We start from the raw sequence: 23884 nt of genomic DNA, 5'->3' as shown, positions 1-23884 counted from the left end.
GCGCGCACGCGTTGGTCAAGAAAGAGTTGACCACTATGGGCCGCATTCACGCGGCCCGATCCTTTTCAACGCCGGTTCGAGAGGCTTGTTCATGGCCGACCACGCAACCCACGACGCCCAGGCTCGGGCCAGCCTGCACTTGCTGGTGCGGGACATCGAGCGGGTCCGCCGGCAGGTGGACGCACTGCGCACGCTCACCGCCCAGCTGGGCAACGTCTACCGCCCGCGCCGCTCCGGCCCGTCCACGGGCTTCGTCGTCTACGGGCGCGCTCCCGCCCCGACGGTCCGTCTCGCGCAGGAGCTGCGGGACAGTGTCGAGACCCTGGTCACGGCCGCCGTGGACTTCGACCGCTCGCTCGGTTTCTCGTGGGACGCGGTGGGCTCGGCCCTCGGAGTCACCAAGCAGGCGGTACACCGCCGCTACGGCGCCCGCCGCGCCGCGACCCAGGCGGCGGCCGACGCCGAACGCACGACCGAGGCAGCGACGGCCCGCCCGGTCACGGCGAACACGGGCCTTCCTCAGATGCCTCAGATGCCCCCGATGCCCCCGCTCCCGACGGTCCCCGCCGCCCGCTCCATGCCGACCCAGCCCACAGCAGGCAGCCCCACCCTCCGAGACGAGGCCAGGCCAACAGCCTTCCCGGGCCCGCGCAACGGCTGAGTCCCCTCCCTCAACGCACCTCGTCTGCCTCCCGGACCACACCCGGGAGGCAGCTGTATACCGGGGCCCAGACCCACGGACGGCCGACCGCCTGCCTCTCGACCGACCGCAAACGCCAGTCGCCAACCGCTGGCCGCCAACGGCGGGGACCCCCCACAGGAAACGCCGACCTCTCAACCGACCGTAAACGGGCGGTGCGCGGGTGGGAGAAGAATCCGAGGCCGAAGGCCGAGGCCCCTCACCCGATGTCCGGCGGATCAACCCGCACCCGCACCACATCCCCCCCACCCCGAGCCATCCGAGCCGCCTGCGCCCCCTTCAGCGCCGCGGCCAACGCTCCCCCACTCCCCGGCCGCACCCGAATCAACGCCCGCTCCCACCGCTCCCCCACAGCCGGCCCCCCCACCCGCCGAGGCCCCCCGGCCAATACAACCGGCACCGGCACCGGCCCCAACACCTCGGCATCCGGCGGCAGTTCGACAGCCGCGAGAAACTCCGCCACAGCCTCCCCCGCCCCGGCCACCGCAGCCATCCGCGACACCGGCGGAAACCCCAGCTCCGCCCGCTCGGCCAGCTCCCGCACCGCATGCCCCACGGGATCCCACCGCACCAACGCCTGCACAGGCCGCAAGGTGGGCTCGGCCACGACAACCACGGTCCCCCCGACCCCCTGCGGCCGCACCAGCGAACCCGCCGCGATCCACCGCCGCAACGCGTCCTCCCCGGCCCGCAGATCGGGCCGCCCGAGCATCGCCCACCCGTCCAGCAGCAGCGCCGCCGCGTACCCGCCCTCGGCAACCGGCTCGGCCCCCGGCGTACTCACGACCAGCGCGGGAGTTCCCGGCACGGTGTCGAGCACCTGCTCCCGCCCGGACGTCCGCACCGGCACCGCGGGAAACGCCCGCCCCAACTCCTCCGCGGTCCGCCGCGCCCCCACGACCTGGGCCCGCAACCGGAACCCCCCGCACTCGGGACAGTGCCAGGAGGTCTCCTCGACCCCGCACCACCCGCACCGCAGCACGCCCGCGTCCTGCGCCTCCAACGGCCCGGCGCAGTGCCGACAGCGCGCCGCGGCCCGACACTGCGCGCACGCCATCCGCGGCACATACCCCCGCCGGGGCACCTGCACCAGCACCGGCCCGTGCTTCAACCCCTCCCGCACCGCCTGCCAGGCCAGCGTCGGCAACCGGGCGGCGCGCGCGGCCTCGTCCCGCGCGAGGTCCCCGTCCCCCACGGTCCGTACGAGCGGTGCGGCCATCCGCACCTGGTCGCGCGAGGCGACCAACGGCCGCGCCCACCCACTCTCCACCAGCTGCGCCGCCTCCACCGTGCAGCTCCAACTCCCCAGCAGGAACCCGCACTTGTCCAGCGCCGCACGCAGCAGCAGCACCTCCCTCGCATGCGGCTGCGGCGCGTGCAGCTCGCTGTGGCTGTCGTCCCCGTCGTCCCAGATCACGACGAGCCCCAGGTCCTGAACCGGCGCGAACATGGCGGCCCGCGTCCCGACGACGGCCCGTACGGCCCCCCGCCGCACGGCCAGCCACTGCCGGTACCGCTTCTCGGGCCCGGCATCGGCGGTGAGCAGCGCATGCCGCCCCTCACCCAGCAGTGCCGTCAACGCGGCGTCGACCCGCCCGGCGGCCCGCCCGTCCGGTACGACGACGAGCGCCCCGCGCCCCGAGGCGAGCGTCGCGGCGACGGCGCGCGCGATCTCGTCGCTCCACTCGGGCCCCGGCAGCGCGTTCCACACAGCGCGCGGCGCGCCCCCTGCCGCCAGCGCCTCCAGAAACCCGGTCCCCCGCTCGTACCGCCCCCAGGACCCCGCATCCGGAACTCCCGGCGGCGGCAACGGCGCGGGCGACGGCTTCTGCTCGGCACGGGCGCTGCGCGGCGGCACGGCCAGTTGCAGCACATCGGCGAGACTCCCCGCGTACCGGTCGGCGACGGCCCGCGCGAGTCCGAGCAACTCCTCACTCAGCACCGGCTCGGGCGACACCACCTGAGCCAGCGCGGCGAGCGGCCCGGAGTAGTCGGACTCGGCCAATCGCTCGACGAGGAACCCGTCGATCAGCCCGCCGCCCTCTCGCCGCCCGTCCCGCACCCGGTGCCGCCCGGCCCCGAACCGCACCCGCACCCGCACCCCGGGCTGCGCGTCGGCGTCGAGCTCCGCGGGCACGGCGTAGTCGAAGTACCGGTCGAGATGCAGCACCCCCTTGTCGACCAGCACCCGCGCGACGGGCAACTCCCCGGCCAGCTCGGCGCCCCGCCACGTCCGGGGCTTCGCCCTCGGCACCTTCGCCTGCCGCACACTCTCCCGAATCAAGGCAAGCTGCTCGGGCGGCGCACCCTCCGCCCCGCCGTCCCGTTCCCCGTCCGCGCTGCTCACGCCTGCATTCTTACCAAACGCGACTGACAACGGCCGCCGACCGCCGACCACGCCCGGTCCTGCACACCTCGGCCGGACCTCGGTCAGGCCTCGGCGAGCAGCCGCACGACGAGACGTTCCGCGTAGGCCATGTCCTCGTCGGGATCGCTGTCCCGGAACCGCCCACCCGCCTCCGAGGCGGCGAACCCGAGCATGAACGTCGACAACAGCCGCTCGGCCCGCGGAATCCGCTCCTCCTGGAGACCGGCGGCGCGCAGGGCGCCGTAGACCGCGTTGCGCGGCCCGACCGCGGCCGGGGTCACGGCCGGCCGCTGGAAGAGGAGCAGGAACAGGTCGGGGTGGCGCCGGGCCGTGGCCCGCATGCTGCGGCCGAGCAGCCTCAGCTGCTCGCGCCAGTCGAGTCCGGGACCGGGCACCTCGATCTCCAGCAGCAGCCGCTCGACCAGGCCGTCGAGGAGTCCCTGTTTGTCGCCGACGTGCCGGTAGAGGGTCATCGGGTTCACGTCGAGTTCCTGCGCGACGGCCCGCATGGTGACGGCCGGCAGCCCCTTCCGGGTCGCCAACTCCCATGTCACGTCGAGCACTTGATCACGACTGATCCGCCGTGGCGTCACTTGACATCCTCCCTCGAAGCTACGTATACACAGTATACGTATACGTTGTATATATCGAGGGAGTGGCCATGCTGACCGTCAGCGGCCTACGCAAACGGTGGGGTCCCGTCCAGGCCCTGGACGGCTTCGACCTGCACATCGAGCCCGGCGAGATCTGCGGCCTGATCGGCCACAACGGCGCGGGCAAAACGACCTTCGCCCGCGTCGTCGCCGGCCTGGAACGCCCCGACGCGGGGACGGTCCTCGTAGCGGGAACAGACCTCGCCACGGCCCCACGTACCACCCGAAGCCTGATCGGCCTGGCACCCCAGGAACTGGCCCTCTACCCCACCGCCACCCTGCGCCAGAACCTCCGCCTCTACGGCGGCCTGGCCGGCCTGCGCCGCACCGAACTGCGCACCGAACTGGCCGCCGTAGCAGAGGAGTTGGCCCTCACCGACGTACTCGACCGCCCCATCGCGACGCTCTCCGGCGGCCAGCAGCGCCGCGCCCAGGCGGCCACCGTCCTGCTGCCCCGCCCCCGCGTCCTGCTCCTCGACGAACCCACAGTCGGCGCCGACCCCACCACCCGCGAAGCGCTGCTACGGCTCGTCAGGGCCCGCGCCGAGGAAGGCGCCGCCATCTGCTACACCACGCACTACCTGCCGGAGTTGGAGGACCTGGGCGCCACGCTCGCGGTGGCCGCGGCCGGCCGGGTGATCGCCCGCGGCGACCGCGCCGACCTCCTGGACGGCCTGCCCGGCGAGGTCACCGTGACGTTCACCGGCCCCGTACCCGAACACCTCACCCAGACCTCAACCGCCCCCGGGGAACTGCGTTTCAGCACCGCGGACCCGGCCCGGGCCCTGGCCGGACTCCTCCGGGACCTGGGCCCCGACACCACCCGGGTCCGCTCGGCAGCGGTCCGCGAACCCTCACTCGACGACCTCTACCGAAGCCTGGCCGCCGACCGACTCCCCACGGAGACCCACCATGCGGCCTGAACCCGCCCCCACCACGGCCCGCCGCACCTGGGCCATGACCCGCCACACCCTCGTCCTACTGGTCCGGGACCCGGGAACCCCGCTCGCCTACACGGTCATGTCCCTGGTCCTCCTGAGCGTGCTCCACCCGGTCTACGACCGCCTGGCCACCCCCGGCACACGGGGCGTCGTACAGGCCGCTCCCGGCATCGCGGTGATGTTCACCCTGCTCGCCCTGGACGTGGCCGGCCAACTCCTGCTCTCCGAACGCACCTGGAACACCTGGGACCGCCTGCGCTCAAGCCCCGCGACCCCCACAACAATCCTGACCGGCAAGGCCCTGCCACTGATGGCGCTGTTCCTGATCCAACAGGCCGCGCTCTTCCTCTTCGCGACCGCGACCTTCGGCTTCCCCCTCACGGCCGGCACCTGGCGCCTACCGCTCCTGGCCCTCCTCTGGGCGGCCTGCGTCACCTCCTGCGGCCTCGCACTCGGCGTCCACGCCCGCAGCCAGGGCCAGTTGGCCGCCGCCTCCGACATCGGCGCCCTCACCATCACCTGCCTCAGCGGCTGCCTGGTCCCCCTCACCGTCCTCCCCCACTGGGTCTCCGCAGTGGCCCCCGCGACCCCGGGCTACTGGGCCCTCCACGGCTTCCAGGCAGCCGTAACCGACGCCCCCCGGGCCTACGCGCACGCGGCGGCGGTCATCGCGGCCATCACGGCGGCGGCGCTCCTGGTGGCCGCGCGCGGGATCCGCCGCTGACCCCGTCGTCGGGAAACGCCGAGGCCCGGCTCCCCCAAAGGGAAACCGGGCCTCGCGACGGCAATCTCGGGGTTACAGCCCCGCGGCCTTCCGCAGCGCGTCCACGCGGTCCGTGCGCTCCCACGTGAAGTCGGGGATCTCGCGGCCGAAGTGGCCGTACGCGGCGGTCTGGGCGTAGATCGGGCGGAGCAGGTCGAGGTCGCGGATGATGGCGGCCGGGCGGAGGTCGAAGACCTCGTCGATCGCCTTCTCGATCCGGTCGGTGTCGACCTTGGCGGTGCCGAAGGTCTCGACGAAGAGGCCCACGGGCTCGGCCTTGCCGATCGCGTACGCGACCTGGACCTCGCAGCGCGAGGCGAGGCCCGCGGCCACGACGTTCTTCGCGACCCAGCGCATCGCGTACGCGGCGGAGCGGTCGACCTTGGACGGGTCCTTGCCGGAGAACGCGCCGCCGCCGTGGCGGGCCATGCCGCCGTACGTGTCGATGATGATCTTGCGGCCGGTCAGACCGGCGTCGCCCATCGGGCCGCCGATCTCGAAGCGGCCGGTGGGGTTCACGAGCAGGCGGTAGCCGTCCGTGTCGAGCTTGATGCCCTCGTCCAGGAGCGCCTTCAGCTCGGCCTCGACCACGAACTCGCGGATGTCGGGGGCGAGCAGCGACTCCAGGTCGATGTCGGAGGCGTGCTGCGAGGAGACGACGACCGTGTCGAGGCGGACGGCCTTGTCGCCGTCGTACTCGATGGTGACCTGGGTCTTGCCGTCGGGGCGCAGGTACGGGATGGTCCCGTTCTTGCGGACCTCGGAGAGGCGCTTGGCGAGGCGGTGCGCCAGGAAGATCGGGAGCGGCATCAGCGTCGGCGTCTCGTCCGTCGCGTAGCCGAACATCAGGCCCTGGTCGCCCGCGCCCTGCTTGTCGAGCTCGTCCCCTTCGTCACCTGCGGCGGCACCCTCGACCCGCTTCTCGTACGCCGTGTCGACACCCTGCGCGATGTCCGGGGACTGCGCGCCGATGGACACCGAGACGCCACAGGAGGCGCCGTCGAAGCCCTTCTTCGAGGAGTCGTAGCCGATCTCCAGGATCTTGTCGCGGACGAGTTGCGCGATGGGCGCGTACGTCTTGGTGGTGACCTCGCCGGCCACGTGCACCAGGCCGGTCGTGATCAGCGTCTCGACGGCGACCCGGGAGGTCGGGTCCTCCCGCAGAAGCGCATCGAGAATGGTGTCGCTGATCTGGTCAGCGATCTTGTCGGGGTGACCTTCGGTCACGGACTCCGAGGTGAAAAGACGACGGGACACAACGCTCCCTGAGGTTGCAGCGGCTGCTGGCTGATCATTGGCGGACGGGACGGGAGCTGCGCCCGACGTCGTCCGAGAACAGTTTATCGGTCGCGGTCGACAGACGGTCCCCCCGTCTCGACTCTCGGGAAGCGCTGTGACCTGCGGCACGCGCATTTTGCCGAATGCCGAGTGCCGTTGGCCAGAGCCGCCACGCGCGAATGTCAGGTTTCAGCGAACTGTCAGAAGGCTGAAACAAATCAGGCAAGACGCTGTGCGACCAGGTCCCACACGGTCTCGGCCAGGGCTTCCTTGGGGCCGTGGGGCACTGCGGTCTCGCTGCCGTCGGCACCCAGCACGACCGCCTCGTTCTCCTCGGAACCGAAGGTCTTGCGCTCCCCCACCTCGTTCACCACCAGCAAATCGCAGCCCTTGCGCACCAGTTTGGTACGGCCGTTGGCGAGGACGTCGTCCGTCTCGGCGGCGAACCCGACGACGACCTGTCCGGGGCGGGCCCGGTCGGCGGAGATCTCCGCGAGGATGTCCGGATTCCGCACCAGGACGACGGGCTCGGGGTCCTTGTCGTCCTTCTTCTTGATCTTCCCGGTCGCGTACTCGGCCGGACGGAAGTCCGCGACCGCCGCGGCCATGACGACCGCGTCCGCGTCCGCAGCGGCCTTCAGCACCGCCTCCCGCAGTTGTACGGCGGTCCCGACCTGGACGACGTCGACGCCCGCCGGGTCGGGCAGTCCCGTGTTCGCCGCGAGCAGGGTGACCCGGGCGCCCCGGGCGGCGGCGGTGCGGGCGAGGGCGTAGCCCTGCTTGCCGGAGGAGCGGTTGCCGAGGAAGCGGACGGGGTCGAGGGGCTCGCGGGTGCCGCCGGCGCTGACGACGACGTGCCGGCCCTTGAGGTCGGGTCCGGTGACGCCCCGCGCGAGCACCCGGCGGCAGACCTCGAAGATCTCGACGGGGTCGGGCAGCCGGCCCTTGCCGGTGTCGACGCCGGTGAGCCGGCCGACGGCGGGTTCGATCACCACGGCGCCGCGGCGGCGCAGAGTCGCCACGTTCTCCTGGGTGGCCGGGTGTTCCCACATCTCCGTGTGCATCGCGGGCGCGAAGACGACGGGACAGCGGGCGGTGAGGAGGGTGTTGGTGAGGAGGTCGTCGGCGAGGCCGTGGGCCGCCTTCGCCAGCGTGTCCGCGGTGGCGGGCGCCACGACCACGAGGTCGGCGCTCTGGCCGATGCGCACGTGCGGGACCTCGTGGACGTCGTCCCACACCTCGGTCGAGACGGGGTGCCCGGAGAGCGCGGACCAGGTGGCGGCGCCGACGAAGTGCAGGGCGGAGGCGGTGGGGACGACGCGGACCTCGTGCCCGGACTCCGTCAGTCTGCGCAGCAGCTCGCACGCCTTGTACGCGGCGATGCCACCACTGACTCCCAGAACGACCTTCGGCTTGTCCACGTCTCTCCCCGGGTTCGGAAACGTACGTACCCATGACACACCACAGGCCCGGCAGTCGCTGCCGGGCCTGTGGACAAAGCTGCTGCGACTCAGGTCGCGGGGCCCTCGACGGCCTCGGAGGTGAGCAGGCCCGCGTTGATCTCGCGCAGGGCGATGGAGAGCGGCTTCTCGTGGACGTGGGTGTCGACGAGCGGACCGACGTACTCCAGCAGGCCCTCGCCGAGCTGCGAGTAGTACGCGTTGATCTGACGGGCGCGCTTGGCGGCGTAGATCACGAGGCTGTACTTCGAGTCGGTGGCCTCGAGGAGCTCGTCGATCGGAGGGTTGATGATGCCCTCGGGAGCGGTGATGGAAGAGGACACGCTCTGCCTTCCGAAAGATGGGATGAGATCGGAAAAACGATCACACAACTTCCATCAAGGCTAGCAGCTCGCGCGCCACGTCCTCGACGGAGGTGTTGACCAGGGTCGCGTCGAACTCGGGCTCCGCCGCCAGTTCGACCTTCGCCGCGTCCAGGCGGCGCTCGATCACCTCGGGCGGCTCGGTGCCCCGCCCGGTTAGCCTGCGCACCAGCTCCTCCCAGGAAGGGGGGGCCAGGAACACCGAGTGGGCCTCGGACATGGAGTCGCGGACCTGCCGGGCGCCCTGGAGGTCGATCTCCAGCAGCACCGGCACACCGGACTCCAGGTGCTCCAGCACGGCCGTACGCGGCGTGCCGTAGCGGTTGCCGGCGAACTCCGCCCACTCCAGCAGCTCGCCGTTGGCGATCAGCTTGTCCATCTCGTCGTCACTGACGAAGAAGTAGTGGACCCCGTGCTTCTCACCGGGGCGGGGCTTGCGGGTCGTCGCCGACACCGAGAGCCAGACCTCGGGGTGTTCCTTGCGCATATGGGCGACGACCGTGCTCTTGCCGACCCCTGAGGGGCCGGAGAGCACGGTCAGCCGCGGACGTTCACTCATGCAGCGATTATTCCAGCAATCCCGGGGTGCCCGGGACTCAAGAGCCGGTGCTGCCGAACTCACGCTCCAGGGAGGCGATCTGGTTGGAGCCGAGGCCACGGACACGGCGGCTCTCGGAGATGCCGAGTCGCTCCATGATCTGCTTGGCGCGGACCTTGCCCACGCCGGGCAGGGACTCAAGCAGCGCGGAGACCTTCATCTTGCCGATGACGTCGTTCTCCTGGCCCTGCTTGATGACGTCATGCAGGGAGGCGCCGGAGTGCTTGAGTCGATTCTTGACCTCGGCCCGCTCCCGGCGAGCCGCGGCGGCCTTTTCGAGCGCGGCTGCGCGCTGTTCAGGGGTAAGGGGCGGAAGAGCCACGCCTACGTCACCTCGGATGTCGAACTGTCGGATACGGACCGGTGAGGAACCTAGTCGCCCCACACCTGGGGAGCTACGAGCAACACGCTTGCCCGTTGACTCTGCTCGGAGACTAGCGGCCAGGGACGCCAGAGTCAGCGAGAACAGAGGAAAAGTCCTGGTCAGCCTGCGCCAGGCCGGACATTTCCGACATATCGCCCCGGATTTGAGGATGTATTCAGACTCAAGTCACTCCGGAGCCGACCGTCGAACCACTCATCGGAGGACTCGAGCGACCCGTTCGAACACCTCAGACGGTCGCAAAGGCGACGCGGATCTCCTCCGCGAAGCGGTCCGAGGCCGTCCGCAGCGCTCCCACGTCGGGACCGTGACGTAGAACACCTCGGCTCACGTTCGGAACGACATTGCGCAGCACCGCCCCGAAAACCCCGGGAAGATCGGCCGGAGTCGCCCCCTGGGCCCCGATGCCGGGCGCGAGAATCGGACCGTTGACCGCGAGGTCGTACGACGACAGGTCGCCCAGGGTGGCGCCGACGACGGCCCCGAAGGAACCCAGGGGCTCCTCCCCCGCGTTCTCGGCGGCCAGGTGGGCCAGCATGGTCGCTCCGACGTTACGGCCGTCCGCGCGGACCGCGTGTTGCACCTCGCCGCCCTCGGGGTTGGAGGTCAGCGCGAGCACGAAGAGGCCGGCGCCGCTCTCCCGCGCCAGTTCGACCGCCGGGGCGAGCGAGCCGTAGCCGAGGTACGGCGAGACGGTCAGCGCGTCGGAGAACAGCGGGGAGTCCTTCCGGAGGAAGGACTCGGCGTACGCGGCCATGGTCGAGCCGATGTCGCCGCGCTTGGCGTCCATGACAACCAGTGCGCCGGCCGCCCGCGCCTCCTCGACGGACTTCTCCAGGACGGCGATCCCGCGCGAGCCGAACCGCTCGAAGAAGGCGCTCTGCGGCTTGAGGACGGCGACCCGGTCCGCCAGCGCCTCGACGACCGTGCGGCTGAACCGCTCCAGCCCGGCGATGTCGTCGTTCAGGCCCCAGTCGGCGAGCAGCGAGGCGTGCGGGTCGATGCCGACGCAGAGCGGGCCGCGCTCGTCCATGGCCGAGCGGAGACGTGCGCCGAAGGGTTCCAGGGGGCTCATACCGGCTGCTTCCTCACGTCGGCGCCGACCGCGTCGGCGAGGGTGGCGTACGGGCTCGTGCGCAGGCGTGCGGCGAGGCCCTTGTGGATGGTGCGGCCCCAGAAGGGCCCTTCGTAGATGAAGGCGCTGTAGCCCTGTACGAGCGTGGCACCGGCGAGGATGCGCTGCCAGGCGTCCTCGGCGTTCTCGATGCCGCCGACGCCCACGAGGGTGATGCGGTCACCCACGCGCGCGTAGAGGCGGCGCAGTACCTCCAGGGAGCGGGCCTTCAGCGGTGCTCCGGAGAGTCCGCCGGTCTCCTTGACGAGCGCGGGTTCGGATTTCAGACCGAGGCCCTCGCGCGCGATGGTGGTGTTCGTGGCGATGATGCCGTCCAGGCCGAGTTCGACCGCGAGGTCGGCGACCGCGTCCACGTCCTCGTCGGCGAGGTCCGGGGCGATCTTCACCAGGAGCGGGACACGGCGGTCGGTCACCGCGCGGTCGGCCGCCTCGCGCACGGCGGTCAGCAGCGGGCGGAGTGCCTCGGTCGCCTGGAGGTTGCGCAGCCCGGGCGTGTTGGGCGACGAGACGTTGACGACGAGATAGTCCGCGTGCCGGGCGAGCCGCTCGGTCGACTTCACGTAGTCGCCGACGGCCTCTTCCTCGGGAACGACCTTGGTCTTGCCGATGTTGACGCCGACGACGGTCCTGAAGACCGCCTCACGCGCCTCCAGGCGGGCCGCCACGGCCGCGGAGCCCTCGTTGTTGAAGCCCATGCGGTTGATCAGCGCCCGGTCCGGCACGAGGCGGAACAGCCGCTTCTTGGGGTTGCCGGGCTGCGGCTCCCCCGTGACCGTGCCGATCTCGACGTGGTCGAAGCCGAGCATCGACATGCCGTCGATGGCGACCGCGTTCTTGTCGAAGCCCGCCGCGAGCCCGAACGGGCCGTGCATGCGCAGCCCGAAGGCCTCCGTCCGCAGCTCCTCGAATCGGGGCGCGAGCGCGGCGGCGACGAACGTGCGCAGTACGGGGATGCGGACGGCGAGCCGGATCCAGCGGAAGGCGAGGTGGTGGGCCCGCTCCGGGTCCATCCGTTTGAAGACGAGGTTGAAGAAGATCTTGTACATGGTGTCCTCATGAAGAGGGGGACACCGTTCCCGGTGTCCCCCTCTTGGCTGCTAGTCGCGGGCCGCGGTCAGGTGCTGTGCGTGTTCCTGGAGTGAACGCACGCCCACGTCACCGTGGTTGAGGGCGTCGATGCCCTGGACGGCGGCGGCGAGCGCCTGGACCGTCGTCAGGCACGGGACCGACCGGGCCACGGCCGCCGTACGGATCTCGTAGCCGTCGAGGCGGCCTCCGGTGCCGTACGGAGTGTTGACGATGAGGTCGACCTCGCCGTCGTGGATGAGCTGGACGATGGTCTTCTCGCCGTTCGGGCCGACGCCCTCGGACTGCTTGCGGACGACCGTGGCGTTCAGGCCGTTGCGCTTGAGGACCTCGGCGGTGCCGGAGGTGGCGAGCAACTCGAAGCCGTGGGCGACCAGTTCGCGCGCCGGGAAGATCATCGAGCGCTTGTCGCGGTTGGCGACCGAGATGAACGCGCGGCCCTTGGTGGGCAGCGGGCCGTAGGCGCCCGCCTGGGACTTGGCGTACGCCGTGCCGAAGACGGAGTCGATGCCCATGACCTCGCCGGTGGAGCGCATCTCCGGGCCGAGGACGGTGTCGACACCGCGACCGTGGATGTCACGGAAGCGCGACCACGGCATGACGGCCTCCTTGACGGAGATCGGCGCGTCCAGCGGGAGTTCGCCGCCGTCACCGTGGGCCGGGAGCAGCCCCTCGGCACGGAGTTCGGCGACGGTCGCGCCCAGGGAGATGCGCGCGGCGGCCTTGGCGAGCGGCACGGCGGTCGCCTTCGAGGTGAAGGGGACCGTGCGGGACGCGCGCGGGTTGGCCTCCAGGACGTAGAGAATGTCACCCGCCATCGCGAACTGGATGTTGATCAGTCCGCGGACGCCAACGCCCTTGGCGATGGCTTCGGTTGAGGCGCGCAGGCGCTTGATGTCGAAGCCGCCCAGGGTGATCGGCGGCAGGGCGCAGGCCGAGTCGCCGGAGTGGATGCCCGCCTCCTCGATGTGCTCCATGACACCGCCGAGGTACAGCTCCTGGCCGTCGTAGAGCGCGTCGATGTCGATCTCGATGGCGTCGTCCAGGAAGCGGTCGACCAAGACCGGCCGGGACGGGCTGATCTCGGTCGACTCGGCGATGTACGACTCCAGGCGGGTCTCGTCGTAGACGATCTCCATGCCGCGTCCGCCGAGGACGTACGAGGGGCGGACGAGGACCGGGTAGCCGATCTCGTCGGCGATGGCCTTGGCGCCGACGAAGGTGGTCGCCGTGCCGTGCTTGGGGGCCGGGAGGCCCGCCTCGGCGAGGACCTGGCCGAAGGCGCCGCGGTCCTCGGCGGCGTGGATCGCCTCGGGCGAGGTGCCGACGACCGGGACGCCGTTGTCCTTGAGGGCCTGCGCGAGGCCCAGCGGGGTCTGGCCGCCGAGCTGCACGATCACACCGGCGATCGGCCCGGCCAGGGACTCCGCGTGGACGATCTCCAGCACGTCCTCGAGCGTGAGCGGCTCGAAGTACAGGCGGTCGGAGGTGTCGTAGTCCGTGGAGACGGTCTCGGGGTTGCAGTTGACCATCACGGTCTCGTAGCCCGCGTCGCTGAGCGCGAAGGAGGCGTGGACGCAGGAGTAGTCGAACTCGATGCCCTGGCCGATGCGGTTGGGGCCCGACCCCAGGATGATGACCGCGGGCTTCTCGCGGGGGGCGACCTCGTTCTCCTCGTCGTAGGACGAGTAGAAGTACGGCGTCTTCGCGGCGAACTCGGCGGCGCAGGTGTCGACCGTCTTGTAGACCGGGCGGATGCCGAGCGCGTGCCGGACCTCGCGGACGACGTCCTCACGCAGGCCGCGGATCTCGCCGATCTGCTGGTCGGAGAAGCCGTGCCGCTTGGCCTCGGCGAGCAGCTCCGGGTCCAGCTTGTCGGCGGCGGCCAGCTCGTCGGCGATCTCGTGGATGAGGAAGAGCTGGTCGACGAACCAGGGGTCGATCTTCGTGTACGCGAAGACCTCCTCCTGGGTGGCGCCCGCGCGGATGGCCTGCATGACGGTGTTGATGCGACCGTCGGTGGGCCGTACGGCCTCTTCGAGGAGCTGGGTCTTGTCGCCGGGCTCGCCGACGAAGGTGAACTGGCTGCCCTTCTTCTCCAGGGAGCGCAGCGCCTTCTGGAAGGCCTCGGTGAAGTTGCGGCCGATGGCCATGGCCTCGCCGACCGACTTCATCGTCGTGGTCAGCGTGGAGTCGGCCTGCGGGAACTTCTCGAAGGCGAAACGCGGGGCCTTCACGACCACGTAGTCGAGGGTCGGCTCGAAGGAGGCCGGGGTCTCGCGCGTGATGTCGTTCGGGATCTCGTCCAGCGTGTAGCCGACGGCCAGCTTGGCGGCGATCTTGGCGATCGGGAAGCCGGTCGCCTTGGAGGCCAGCGCCGAGGAGCGGGACACGCGCGGGTTCATCTCGATGACGATGACGCGGCCGTCGACCGGGTCGATCGCGAACTGGATGTTGCAGCCGCCGGTGTCGACGCCGACCTCGCGGATGATCGCGATGCCCACGTCACGCAGCACCTGGTACTCGCGGTCGGTCAGCGTCATCGCCGGGGCGACGGTGATCGAGTCACCGGTGTGCACGCCCATGGGGTCGAAGTTCTCGATGGAGCAGACGACCACGACGTTGTCGTGCTTGTCGCGCATCAGCTCCAGCTCGTACTCCTTCCAGCCGAGGATGGACTCCTCCAGGAGGACCTCGGTGGTGGGAGACAGGGTGAGGCCCTGGCCGGCGATGCGGCGCAGCTCCTCCTCGTCGTGGGCGAAGCCGGAGCCCGCGCCGCCCATGGTGAAGGAGGGGCGGACGACGACCGGGTAGCCGCCGAGCGTCTCGACGCCCGCGATGACGTCGTCCATGGAGTGGCAGATCACCGAGCGGGCGGACTCGCCGTACCCGATCTTCTGGCGGACTGCCTCGACGACGCCCTTGAAGAGGTCGCGGTCCTCGCCCTTGTTGATGGCCTCGACGTTGGCGCCGATCAGCTCGACGCCGTACTTGTCGAGGGTCCCGGCCTCGTGCAGCGAGATGGCCGTGTTGAGGGCCGTCTGACCGCCCAGGGTGGGCAGCAGGGCGTCCGGGCGCTCCTTGGCGATGATCTTCTCGACGAAGTCCGGGGTGATCGGCTCGACGTAGGTGGCGTCGGCGATCTCCGGGTCGGTCATGATCGTCGCCGGGTTGGAGTTGACCAGGATGACGCGGAGGCCCTCGGCGCGCAGGATGCGGCAGGCCTGGGTGCCGGAGTAGTCGAACTCGGCGGCCTGGCCGATGACGATCGGGCCGGAGCCGATGACCAGGACGGACTGGATATCGGAGCGCTTAGGCACGCTGGCCCTCCATCAGAGCTGTGTCCATCAAAGACGTGAAGCGGTCGAACAGGTAGGCGGCGTCGTGCGGGCCCGCTGCCGCTTCGGGGTGGTACTGGACGCTGAAGGCCGGCCGGTCCAGGAGCTGGAGCCCCTCGACGACCTGGTCGTTCAGGCAGACGTGGGAGACCTCGGCGCGGCCGTAGGGGGTCTCGGAGACCTTGTCGAGGGGCGCGTCGACGGCGAAGCCGTGGTTGTGCGCGGTGACCTCGACCTTGCCCGTCGTACGGTCCTGGACGGGCTGGTTGATGCCCCGGTGGCCGTACTTCAGCTTGTAGGTGCCGAAGCCGAGGGCGCGGCCCAGGATCTGGTTGCCGAAGCAGATGCCGAAGAGCGGGGTGCCGCGCTCCAGGACGGCCCGCATGACCGAGACCGGGTGGTCGGCGGTGGCCGGGTCGCCCGGGCCGTTGGAGAAGAACACACCGTCGGGCCGGACCGCGTAGACGTCCTCGACGGTCGCGGTGGCCGGGAGCACGTGCACCTCGATGCCGCGCTCTGCCATGCGGTGCGGGGTCATGCCCTTGATGCCGAGGTCGACGGCGGCGACGGTGTACTTCTTCGTACCGATCGCGGGGACGACGTACGTCTCCTTGGTGGCGACCTCGGCGGAGAGGTCCGCGCCCGCCATCTCGGGGGCCTGTCGCACCTCGGCCAGCATGGTCCCGTCGTCGGGCAGCGCGTTGCCGGAGAAGATGCCGACGCGCATCGCGCCGCGCTCGCGCAGATGACGGGTCAACGCGCGCGTGTCGATGCCGGAGATGCCGACGACACCCTGGTTGCGCAGTTCCTCGTCCAGCGAGCGGCGGGAGCGCCAGTTGGACGGCACGCGCGCGGGATCGCGCACCACGTAACCGGCGACCCAGATGCGGGCCGACTCCGGGTCCTCGTCGTTCACCCCGGTGTTGCCGACGTGCGGGGCGGTCATCACGACGACCTGGCGGTGGTACGACGGGTCGGTCAGGGTCTCCTGGTAGCCGGTCATGCCGGTGGAGAACACGGCCTCGCCGAAGGTCACCCCCACGGACCCGTAGGCACGGCCGCGGAAGATCCGGCCGTCCTCCAGGACGAGTACGGCGGGAACCTTGTCGGCTCCCCTGGTGGAGGTGGTCATCGTGCGCCTTCCGTCTTGTTGATCATGCTGTTCAAGGTGTCGACCCACTCGGCGTGCTCGGCCGCGGTGTCGGACCGGAACCCGGAGTCGATCAGCCGGTCGCCGTGCTCCCACGTCACGACCAGGAGACCGCCCTCGCTGAGGACCTTCCCGGCGATGCCCTTGCCGAGCAGGGCCTCGCGCAGCGCGCCGGCCGGGACGAAGAAGTCGGTGGCCCCGGGCCGTACGACGTCCAGTCCCGCGTCCGTCAGCGTGAGCTCGACCCGGCTGCGGGTGCCCAGGCCGTGCGCCACGATGCGGTCGAGCCACTGCCCGGCGGTGGTGGAGCCGTGGTAGCGGCCGCTCATCGTCAGTCTCGCCGGACCGGGGTCGGACGGCGCGGTGGGAAGGTCCGGCAGGTCGCCCTGGAGGGTGCCGCGCCACTTCCAGCCCTCGCGCATCAGCCAGTAGACGAGCGCGATGAACAGGGCGAGCCCGACGAGCCAGCCGATACGCGCGGCCCAGTCGGTCACCGGGGCGGACTTCTCCCCGGCCGCGAGGTGGGTCAGTTGCAGTGGTGTCACGTGAGCTTCCCGTCGACGAGCGTGGCCTTGCCCCGGAGCCAGGTGTGCGTCACACGGCCCGGCAGCTCACGCCCCTCGTACGGGGTGTTGCGACTGCGCGAAGCGAAGCCCGCGGGGTCCACCGACCCACGGTATTCCGTGTCGACGAGCGTGAGGTTGGCGGGCTCACCAGCCGAGACGGGGCGGCCGTGCCCCACCGCCCGCCCGATCTCGGCGGGCTTGGCGGACATGCGCTCGGCGACCCCGGCCCAGGTGAGAAGCCCGGTGTCCACCATGGTCTCCTGCACCACTGACAACGCGGTCTCCAGGCCGACCATCCCCATGGCGGCGGCGGCCCACTCGCAGTCCTTGTCCTCGTGCGGGTGCGGGGCGTGGTCGGTGGCGACGATGTCGATCGTGCCGTCGGCGAGCGCCTCGCGCAGGGCCAGCACGTCGCGCTCGGTGCGCAGCGGCGGGTTGACCTTGTAGACCGGGTTGTAGGAGCGCACCAGCTCATCCGTGAGGAGGAGGTGGTGCGGGGTGACCTCGGCGGTCACGTCGATGCCCCGGGACTTGGCCCAACGGACGATCTCGACGGACCCGGCGGTCGAGAGGTGGCAGATGTGGACGCGGGAGCCGACGTGCTCGGCGAGCAGGACATCCCGGGCGATGATCGATTCTTCGGCCACCGCGGGCCAGCCGCCGAGCCCGAGCTCGGCCGAGACGACGCCCTCGTTCATCTGGGCGCCCTCGGTGAGGCGGGGCTCCTGCGCGTGCTGGGCGACGACTCCCCCGAAGGCCTTCACGTACTCCAGGGCGCGGCGCATGATCACCGCGTCGTCGACGCACTTGCCGTCGTCGGAGAAGACGGTGACCCCGGCAGCCGACTCGTGCATGGCGCCCAGCTCGGCGAGCTTCTTGCCCTCCAGACCGACCGTGACGGCGCCGATGGGCTGCACGTCGCAGTACCCGTGCTCCCGGCCGAGCCGGTAGACCTGCTCGACGACACCTGCGGTGTCGGCGACGGGGAAGGTGTTGGCCATGGCGAACACGGCCGTGTAACCGCCGCTCGCGGCGGCGCGCGTACCGGTCAGGACGGTCTCGGAGTCCTCACGGCCGGGCTCGCGGAGGTGGGTGTGCAGGTCGACGAGACCAGGCAGCAGCACCTTGCCGGCGGCCTCGACGACCTCGGCACCTTCAGCACTCAGGCCGACGCCCACCTCGGAAATCGTGTCGCCGTCGATCAGCACGTCCTGCGGCTCGCCGCCGAGGATCTTCGCACCACGGATCAGGATCTTGCTCATGTGACTTACTTCTCCTCGATGCGGGCGTGGCTGACGGCGGGTTCGTTGCCGCCCAGAAGCAGATAGAGCACGGCCATCCGGATGGAGACTCCGTTTGCGACCTGCTCGACGACGGTGCAGCGGTCCGAGTCGGCGACCTCGGCGGTGATCTCCATGCCCCGGACCATCGGCCCCGGGTGCATCACGATGGCGTGCTCGGGCATCTTCGCCATGCGGTCGCCGTCGAGGCCGTAGCGCCGCGAGTACTCGCGCTCGGTCGGGAAGAACGCCGCGTTCATGCGCTCGCGCTGCACACGCAGCAGCATCACCGCGTCGGACTTGGAGAGCGTGCTGTCGAGGTCGTACGACACCTCGCAGGGCCAGGACTCGACGCCGACCGGCACCAGGGTGGGCGGGGCGACGAGGGTGACCTCGGCGCCGAGGGTGTGCAGCAGGTCGACGTTCGAGCGGGCGACGCGGCTGTGCAGGATGTCGCCGACTAGGGTGATCCGCTTGCCGGCCAGGTCCTGCCCGAGCCCGGCGTCCCGGCCGACGAGCCGGCGGCGCATGGTGAACGCGTCGAGCAGGGCCTGTGTCGGGTGCTGGTGGGTGCCGTCGCCCGCGTTGATGACGGCCGCGTCGATCCACCCGGAGGTGGCGAGCCGGTACGGCGCCCCGGAGGCCCCGTGCCGGATGACGACCGCGTCGACGCCCATGGCCTCCAGGGTCTGCGCGGTGTCCTTCAGGGACTCGCCCTTGGAGACGCTCGACCCCTTGGCGGTGAAGTTGATGACGTCGGCGGAGAGGCGCTTCTCGGCGGCTTCGAAGGAGATCCGCGTGCGCGTGGAGTCCTCGAAGAAGAGGTTGACGACGGTACGGCCGCGCAGGGTCGGCAGTTTCTTGATCGGCCGGTCGGCGACCCGGGCCATCTCCTCGGCGGTGTCGAGGATCAGGACGGCGTCGTCGCGGGAGAGGTCGGCGGCCGAGATGAGATGACGCTGCATCTGTCAGGCTCCGTAAGGCAGTTCAGGAAAGAGGGAGATTCCGGGCAGACGGGGGCACACCGAACCGGCGCACGCCCCTCGGCCTGCTACGGGGTCCGCTTGGCGCCGAGCAGCACGGTGTCGCGACCGTCCTCCTCGGCGAGCTGGACCTTGACCGTCTCCCGCAGCGACGTGGGGAGGTTCTTGCCGACGTAGTCGGCGCGGATGGGCAGTTCGCGGTGGCCTCTGTCGACCAGGACCGCGAGCTGCACCGCGCGGGGGCGCCCGATGTCGTTCAGGGCGTCCAGGGCGGCGCGGATGGTGCGGCCGGAGAAGAGCACGTCGTCGACGAGGACGACGAGGCGGCCGTCGATGCCGTCACCGGGGATGTCGGTGCGGGCCAGCGCACGCGGCGGGTGCATGCGCAGGTCGTCGCGGTACATCGTGATGTCGAGGGAGCCGACCGGGATCTTGCGGTCGGTGATCTCCTCCAGCTTGACGGCGAGCCGCTGGGCGAGGAAGACGCCCCGGGTCGGAATGCCGAGGAGCACCACGTCGTCGGCGCCCTTGGCGCGCTCGACGATCTCGTGGGCGATGCGGGTCAGGACCCGCGCGATGTCGGGGGCCTCGAGGACCGGCCGCGCATCGGACTCGTACTGCTGGGTGTCCATAAGAAACGGACCTCCTTCTCCGCCTCACGGGACGGACCTTAAAGGACGTCGGATTTGCGCCATCCACGTTAGCAGGCCGGGGCGACACCCCTGATCACCCCCATGGAGTAATCGGCCACCGCCGGCACGGAAGACCCGGTGCGGACCATTCGGCTTGACGCGGAAGTGTAACGCTGCGTAACCTCACAGTGAGTTACCAGCCGCGCGGCACGGAAACACTGCTGCCGCGTAGACACAGTGTCCGGGGAGCTATATGTCCAGCGAATACGCCAAACAGCTCGGGGCCAAGCTCCGGGCCATCCGCACCCAGCAGGGCCTTTCCCTCCACGGTGTCGAGGAGAAGTCCCAGGGACGCTGGAAGGCGGTCGTGGTCGGGTCGTACGAGCGCGGCGACCGTGCCGTCACCGTGCAGCGCCTCGCCGAGCTGGCGGACTTCTACGGGGTTCCGGTGCAGGAGCTGCTGCCGGGCACCACGCCGGGCGGGGCCGCCGAGCCGCCGCCGAAGCTGGTGCTGGACCTGGAGCGGCTGGCCCACGTGCCCGCCGAGAAGGCCGGCCCGCTGCAGCGGTACGCCGCCACGATCCAGTCCCAGCGCGGTGACTACAACGGCAAGGTGCTCTCGATCCGCCAGGACGACCTGCGCACACTCGCCGTCATCTACGACCAGTCGCCCTCGGTCCTCACCGAGCAGCTGATCAGCTGGGGCGTGCTGGACGCGGACGCGCGTCGCGCGGTCTCCCACGAGGAGAACTGAGCCGCTCCCCGTCTCAGCAGAAACGTGCCGCCGGGGTGGCCGGAACTTCACGGTTCCGGCCACCCCGGCGGCTTTCTGCGGGCCTCAGGGGTCGCGGACACACCGATACGCCAGGGGGCCCGCAGCAGTCACGCTGCGGGCCCCCTGGCGATGCCGTACCTCTTACGCCTCGTCCCGGCGCAGCGAGGGCTTCAGGTCCTTGAAGCGGCCCAGCAGGCCGTTGACGAACGAGGGCGACTCGTCCGTCGAGAACTCCTTGGCCAGCTGCACCATCTCGTCGAGGACGACGGCGTCCGGGGTCTCGTCGGCCCAGATCAGCTCGTAGGCGCCGAGGCGCAGGATGTTGCGGTCCACCACGGGCATGCGGTCCAGCGTCCAGCCGACCGAGTACTGGGCGATCAGCTCGTCGATGCGGCGCGCGTGCTGCGCGTACCCCTCGACCAGCTCCATCGTGTACTCGCTGACCGGCGGCTGCCGGGTGTCGTCCCGGGAGAGCCGGATCCAGTCCGCGAGAACGGTCTGGACGCCGACTCCGCGCTGGTCGCCCTCGAAGAGGATCTGGAAGGCGCGCTTGCGGGCCGTATTGCGGGCAGCCACGGTTAGCTGTTCACCCGGCCGAGGTAGTCGCTCGAACGGGTGTCGACCTTGATCTTCTCACCGGTGGTGATGAAGAGCGGGACCTGGATCTGGTAGCCGGTCTCCAGGGTGGCGGGCTTGGTGCCACCGGTGGAGCGGTCGCCCTGGACGCCGGGCTCGGTCTCCTGGATCGTCAGCTCGACGGCGGCGGGCAGCTCGACGAAGAGCACCTCGCCCTCGTGCTGCGCGACCGTGGCGGTGAAGCCCTCGATCAGGAAGTTGGCGGCATCGCCGACGGCCTTGCGGTCGACCATGAGCTGGTCGTAGGTCTCCATGTCCATGAAGACGAAGTACTCGCCGTCCATGTACGAGAACTGCATGTCGCGCTTGTCGACAGTGGCCGTCTCGACCTTGACGCCGGCGTTGAACGTCTTGTCGACGACCTTGCCGGAGAGCACGTTCTTGAGCTTGGTGCGCACGAAGGCAGGGCCCTTGCCGGGCTTGACGTGCTGGAACTCGACGACGGACCAGAGCTGGCCCCCGTCGAGCTTGAGCACCAGGCCGTTCTTGAGGTCGTTCGTGGAAGCCACGGTTGCGGAATCTCCTGGACTGACGTGGACGACCACGGGGCCCGCGCACAGCTCGAAAAGCTAGAGCGCGAGCAGTTCCTTGGTCGTGATGGTGAGTAGCTCGGGTCCGCCGTCCGCCTCAGGGCGTACGACGAGCGTGTCATCGATCCGGACACCGCCCCGGCCCGGGAGGTGGACCCCCGGTTCGACGGTGACCGGCACGCAAGCGTCCAGTTTACCCATGGCCGCGGGGGCCAGCTGCGGGTCCTCGTCGATTTCGAGTCCGACACCGTGGCCGGTGAGGGGTGCGAGGCCCTGCGAGTACCCCGCGGAGTCCAGCACCTGACGTGCCGCGCGGTCCACATCGCGGTAGGCGGCGCCGGGGGTCAGGGACTCCCGCGCGGCGCGCTGGGCGGCGAAGACGAGGTCGTACAGCTCGATCTGCCAGTCGGCGGGCGAGGTGCCGATGACGAACGTACGGCCGATCTCGCAGCGGTAGCCGCGGTAGGTCGCGCCGAGGCAGACGGAGAGGAAATCTCCCTCCTCCACCCGGCGGTCGGTCGGCCGGTGACCACGACGGCCGGAGTGCGGGCCGGTCGCGACGGACGTGGCGAAGGCGGGGCCGTCCGCGCCGTGGTCGACGAGCCGCCGCTCCAGTTCGAGGGCGAGATGGCGTTCGGTGCGGCCGACGAGGATCGACTCCAGCAGCTCGCCGAGGGCCTGGTCGGCGATCTCGGCGGCGATTCTCAGACAGGAGATCTCCTCCTCGTCCTTGACGACCCTCAGCTGCTCCGCCGCGCCGCCGATGTCGGTGAGGCGCAGCGCGGGGGCGACCGAGCGGAGGGCCCGGTGGCGGGTCACGGTGAGGTGGTGCTCCTCCACGGCCATGGATTCGGCGCCGGTCGCCGACGCGAGGTCCGCGGCGGCTACGGCGGGGTCGCCGCCGGGGCCGGGGAGGGTGTGGATGCGGAGGGTTTCGTCAGGGCGGCCCTCTGCTGGACGCTCGTCCAATGGGCTCGCGCAGACCAGCATGTCCTCGCGCTTGCCCAGCAGCAGGACGGTGTCCTGCGGGGCGGGGCCCGCCAGGTAGCGCACGTTGGCCGGGTGGGTGACCAGGGCGGATTGGCTGCCGCCGGCTTGGGCTCGTTCCCTCAGCCTGGCTCTGCGGGCTGCGTAGACCTCTGACATGAGACGAGCGTAGGAGCGGTGGCCGGATTGTGCCGGTTGGGAGGGTGCCGTTCGGGGGACGGGCCCGGAGTTTCGGCTGCGGGCCGGTGGGGGCTTGTCGCGCCCACGCGGCGGAGCCGCATATTGATACAGCCCCGCGCCCCTTGGTGGGACACCTTTCCGGCGATTACCAGCTCGGTGGGCTTGCTATCGACCTGGCCAGGACGTCGTTCAGTACCTGGGCCGTCTGCTGTACGTCCATCTGGGAGTTGTCGATGATCGGGAGGCCCGAGCCGTACCAGCCGGCCATGCGGCCGTGGATGCGGGCGACCTCCTCGTCGGTGAGGCGGCGGTTGCCGGAGCGTTTGGCGTTGCGCTCCAGGACTATTTCGAGGCCCGGGAGGAGGACTACGGGGAGGAGGCCGGGGCCCACGTGGCGCTTCCAGCCGCCGAGGCCGACGACCGGACGATCGGGGAAGACCGCGTCGTCGAGGATGCAGGAGATGCCGTTGGCGAGGAAGTTGCGGGCGGCGAAGCCGCAGGTGCGGCGGGCCAGGCGGTACTGCGCCTCGGAGTGGTCGTTCCAGCCGGACTGGGGGTCGGCGAAACCGGAGCGCACCCATTCGCGGACGTCGTCGAGGCTGATGTGCGCGGTGGGGACCCGGCGGTGGTCCGCCCAGTACTTGGCGACGCTCGTCTTGCCCGCGCCGGCGGGGCCGATGAGCAGCACCGCGAGGGTGGTGGAGGTCGGGTCGGGCGCGGCCTGCGCGGGCGGCGTACTCGGCATGGCCACGGGGCCGCCGGGCGGCAGCTGGACATGGCCGGTGGTGTCCGGGACGTGGCGCGGGATCGTGTACGGCATCGGCGGGGCCGCCGGCGGTGGGGGCACCGAGCCCGGATGCTGTGGGCCCGGGTGCTGTCCCGTCGGCATCCAACCGGCGGCCGGTCCCTGCCCCGGCTGGTGGGGCGGCGGCAGCGGAGACCCCACTGCGTGCTGCATCCGGTGCCACTCCGTCTCGTACAAGGCAATTGGCGCTGGCAGCGGGCCCGAAACCCCCGCTCCCTACCGAACGGTACCTTCCCCGGCCGCCATTTGGTGAACGGCCGGGGAGGGGCCGAAGTGCCCGTCCCCGCAAGGCACAT

Annotated in this window: 23 protein-coding genes; 4 read left to right on the top strand and 19 right to left on the bottom strand. The window is 70.8% G+C overall.

What is annotated here, in order from left to right:
* The first annotated feature begins 91 nt into the window (after window positions 1–91).
* Window positions 92–661: a hypothetical protein gene (locus tag ACQHII_RS39145; RefSeq protein ID WP_427923682.1), complete on the top strand. Its 570-nt coding sequence runs from the start codon at window positions 92–94 to the stop codon at window positions 659–661.
* Window positions 662–899: 238 nt separating this feature from the next.
* Here the strand turns inward: ACQHII_RS39145 and ACQHII_RS39140 are convergent, their stop codons facing one another.
* Window positions 900–3047 carry a primosomal protein N' gene (locus ACQHII_RS39140; RefSeq protein WP_427923681.1) on the bottom strand — a complete coding sequence of 716 codons (2148 nt, stop codon included), beginning with the start codon at window positions 3045–3047 and terminating at the stop codon, window positions 900–902.
* 83 nt (window positions 3048–3130) lie between these two features.
* Window positions 3131–3631 (bottom strand): TetR/AcrR family transcriptional regulator, encoded by a 501-nt coding sequence (locus ACQHII_RS39135; protein ID WP_427923680.1) that lies wholly within the window; start codon window positions 3629–3631, stop codon window positions 3131–3133.
* A gap of 98 nt (window positions 3632–3729) precedes the next feature.
* Here ACQHII_RS39135 and ACQHII_RS39130 point away from each other — a divergent pair, with 98 nt between their 5' ends.
* Window positions 3730–4644 (top strand): ABC transporter ATP-binding protein, encoded by a 915-nt coding sequence (locus ACQHII_RS39130; RefSeq protein ID WP_427923679.1) that lies wholly within the window; start codon window positions 3730–3732, stop codon window positions 4642–4644.
* A complete protein-coding gene (locus ACQHII_RS39125) occupies window positions 4634–5386 on the top strand; it encodes an ABC transporter permease (protein ID WP_427923678.1) in 753 nt (250 codons plus the stop codon). The genes ACQHII_RS39130 and ACQHII_RS39125 overlap by 11 nt, the downstream gene beginning before the upstream one ends.
* 72 nt (window positions 5387–5458) lie before the next feature.
* Here ACQHII_RS39125 and metK read toward each other — a convergent pair whose 3' ends face one another.
* From metK to pyrR, 13 genes are all read right to left on the bottom strand, one after another.
* Window positions 5459–6682 carry a methionine adenosyltransferase gene (gene metK, locus ACQHII_RS39120; RefSeq protein ID WP_388105560.1) on the bottom strand — a complete coding sequence of 408 codons (1224 nt, stop codon included), beginning with the start codon at window positions 6680–6682 and terminating at the stop codon, window positions 5459–5461.
* A 239-nt stretch (window positions 6683–6921) separates the two neighbouring features.
* On the bottom strand, window positions 6922–8124 hold the full coding sequence (gene coaBC / locus ACQHII_RS39115; protein WP_427923677.1) for a bifunctional phosphopantothenoylcysteine decarboxylase/phosphopantothenate--cysteine ligase CoaBC: 1203 nt from the start codon (window positions 8122–8124) through the stop codon (window positions 6922–6924).
* Window positions 8125–8213: 89 nt separating this feature from the next.
* Window positions 8214–8486: a DNA-directed RNA polymerase subunit omega gene (gene rpoZ, locus ACQHII_RS39110; protein ID WP_019059732.1), complete on the bottom strand. Its 273-nt coding sequence runs from the start codon at window positions 8484–8486 to the stop codon at window positions 8214–8216.
* Between the two features lie 40 nt (window positions 8487–8526).
* Window positions 8527–9084 carry a guanylate kinase gene (gene gmk / locus ACQHII_RS39105; RefSeq protein WP_262062305.1) on the bottom strand — a complete coding sequence of 186 codons (558 nt, stop codon included), beginning with the start codon at window positions 9082–9084 and terminating at the stop codon, window positions 8527–8529.
* Window positions 9085–9121: 37 nt separating this feature from the next.
* Window positions 9122–9445: an integration host factor gene (locus ACQHII_RS39100; protein WP_019059734.1), complete on the bottom strand. Its 324-nt coding sequence runs from the start codon at window positions 9443–9445 to the stop codon at window positions 9122–9124.
* Window positions 9446–9734: 289 nt separating this feature from the next.
* Complete coding sequence (gene pyrF / locus ACQHII_RS39095) at window positions 9735–10580, bottom strand: orotidine-5'-phosphate decarboxylase (protein WP_427923676.1); 846 nt, start codon at window positions 10578–10580, stop codon at window positions 9735–9737.
* Complete coding sequence (locus tag ACQHII_RS39090; protein ID WP_427923675.1) at window positions 10577–11686, bottom strand: quinone-dependent dihydroorotate dehydrogenase; 1110 nt, start codon at window positions 11684–11686, stop codon at window positions 10577–10579. Before ACQHII_RS39090 ends, pyrF begins: the two co-directional genes overlap by 4 nt.
* 51 nt (window positions 11687–11737) lie before the next feature.
* The gene (carB, locus tag ACQHII_RS39085) at window positions 11738–15046 is read right to left on the bottom strand and encodes a carbamoyl-phosphate synthase large subunit (RefSeq protein ID WP_427923674.1); all 3309 of its coding nucleotides are present in this window, start codon (window positions 15044–15046) and stop codon (window positions 11738–11740) included.
* Entirely contained in the window at window positions 15039–16196 is a 1158-nt protein-coding gene (carA, locus tag ACQHII_RS39080) for a glutamine-hydrolyzing carbamoyl-phosphate synthase small subunit (protein WP_427923673.1), read from the bottom strand. Before carA ends, carB begins: the two co-directional genes overlap by 8 nt.
* A complete protein-coding gene (locus tag ACQHII_RS39075) occupies window positions 16193–16759 on the bottom strand; it encodes a hypothetical protein (RefSeq protein WP_427923672.1) in 567 nt (188 codons plus the stop codon). The genes carA and ACQHII_RS39075 overlap by 4 nt, the downstream gene beginning before the upstream one ends.
* On the bottom strand, window positions 16756–18042 hold the full coding sequence (locus tag ACQHII_RS39070; RefSeq protein WP_427923671.1) for a dihydroorotase: 1287 nt from the start codon (window positions 18040–18042) through the stop codon (window positions 16756–16758). Before ACQHII_RS39070 ends, ACQHII_RS39075 begins: the two co-directional genes overlap by 4 nt.
* A gap of 5 nt (window positions 18043–18047) precedes the next feature.
* Window positions 18048–19025, bottom strand: a complete 978-nt coding sequence (locus ACQHII_RS39065) for an aspartate carbamoyltransferase catalytic subunit (protein ID WP_019066397.1) — start codon at window positions 19023–19025, stop codon at window positions 18048–18050.
* A gap of 86 nt (window positions 19026–19111) precedes the next feature.
* Window positions 19112–19675 (bottom strand): bifunctional pyr operon transcriptional regulator/uracil phosphoribosyltransferase PyrR, encoded by a 564-nt coding sequence (pyrR, locus tag ACQHII_RS39060; RefSeq protein ID WP_427923670.1) that lies wholly within the window; start codon window positions 19673–19675, stop codon window positions 19112–19114.
* A 253-nt stretch (window positions 19676–19928) separates the two neighbouring features.
* Between pyrR and bldD the strand changes: the two genes are divergently transcribed.
* Window positions 19929–20429, top strand: a complete 501-nt coding sequence (gene bldD / locus ACQHII_RS39055) for a transcriptional regulator BldD (protein WP_019059743.1) — start codon at window positions 19929–19931, stop codon at window positions 20427–20429.
* A 162-nt stretch (window positions 20430–20591) separates the two neighbouring features.
* On the opposite strand, the gene nusB is transcribed toward bldD, so the two are convergent.
* From nusB to ACQHII_RS39035, 4 genes are all read right to left on the bottom strand, one after another.
* Complete coding sequence (gene nusB / locus ACQHII_RS39050) at window positions 20592–21026, bottom strand: transcription antitermination factor NusB (protein ID WP_019066395.1); 435 nt, start codon at window positions 21024–21026, stop codon at window positions 20592–20594.
* A gap of 2 nt (window positions 21027–21028) precedes the next feature.
* Window positions 21029–21595 carry an elongation factor P gene (gene efp, locus ACQHII_RS39045; RefSeq protein WP_043683951.1) on the bottom strand — a complete coding sequence of 189 codons (567 nt, stop codon included), beginning with the start codon at window positions 21593–21595 and terminating at the stop codon, window positions 21029–21031.
* A 60-nt stretch (window positions 21596–21655) separates the two neighbouring features.
* Window positions 21656–22762 carry a M24 family metallopeptidase gene (locus ACQHII_RS39040; RefSeq protein WP_427923669.1) on the bottom strand — a complete coding sequence of 369 codons (1107 nt, stop codon included), beginning with the start codon at window positions 22760–22762 and terminating at the stop codon, window positions 21656–21658.
* Between the two features lie 166 nt (window positions 22763–22928).
* Complete coding sequence (locus ACQHII_RS39035) at window positions 22929–23741, bottom strand: Pro-rich N-terminal domain-containing protein (RefSeq protein ID WP_388105577.1); 813 nt, start codon at window positions 23739–23741, stop codon at window positions 22929–22931.
* Between the last annotated feature and the right edge of the window lie 143 nt (window positions 23742–23884).

It is taken from the genome of Streptomyces sp. cg40 (assembly GCF_050320165.1).
Taxonomy (GTDB): Bacteria; Actinomycetota; Actinomycetes; order Streptomycetales; family Streptomycetaceae; genus Streptomyces; species Streptomyces hokutonensis.
This window is presented reverse-complemented; position numbering and strand designations above follow the sequence as displayed.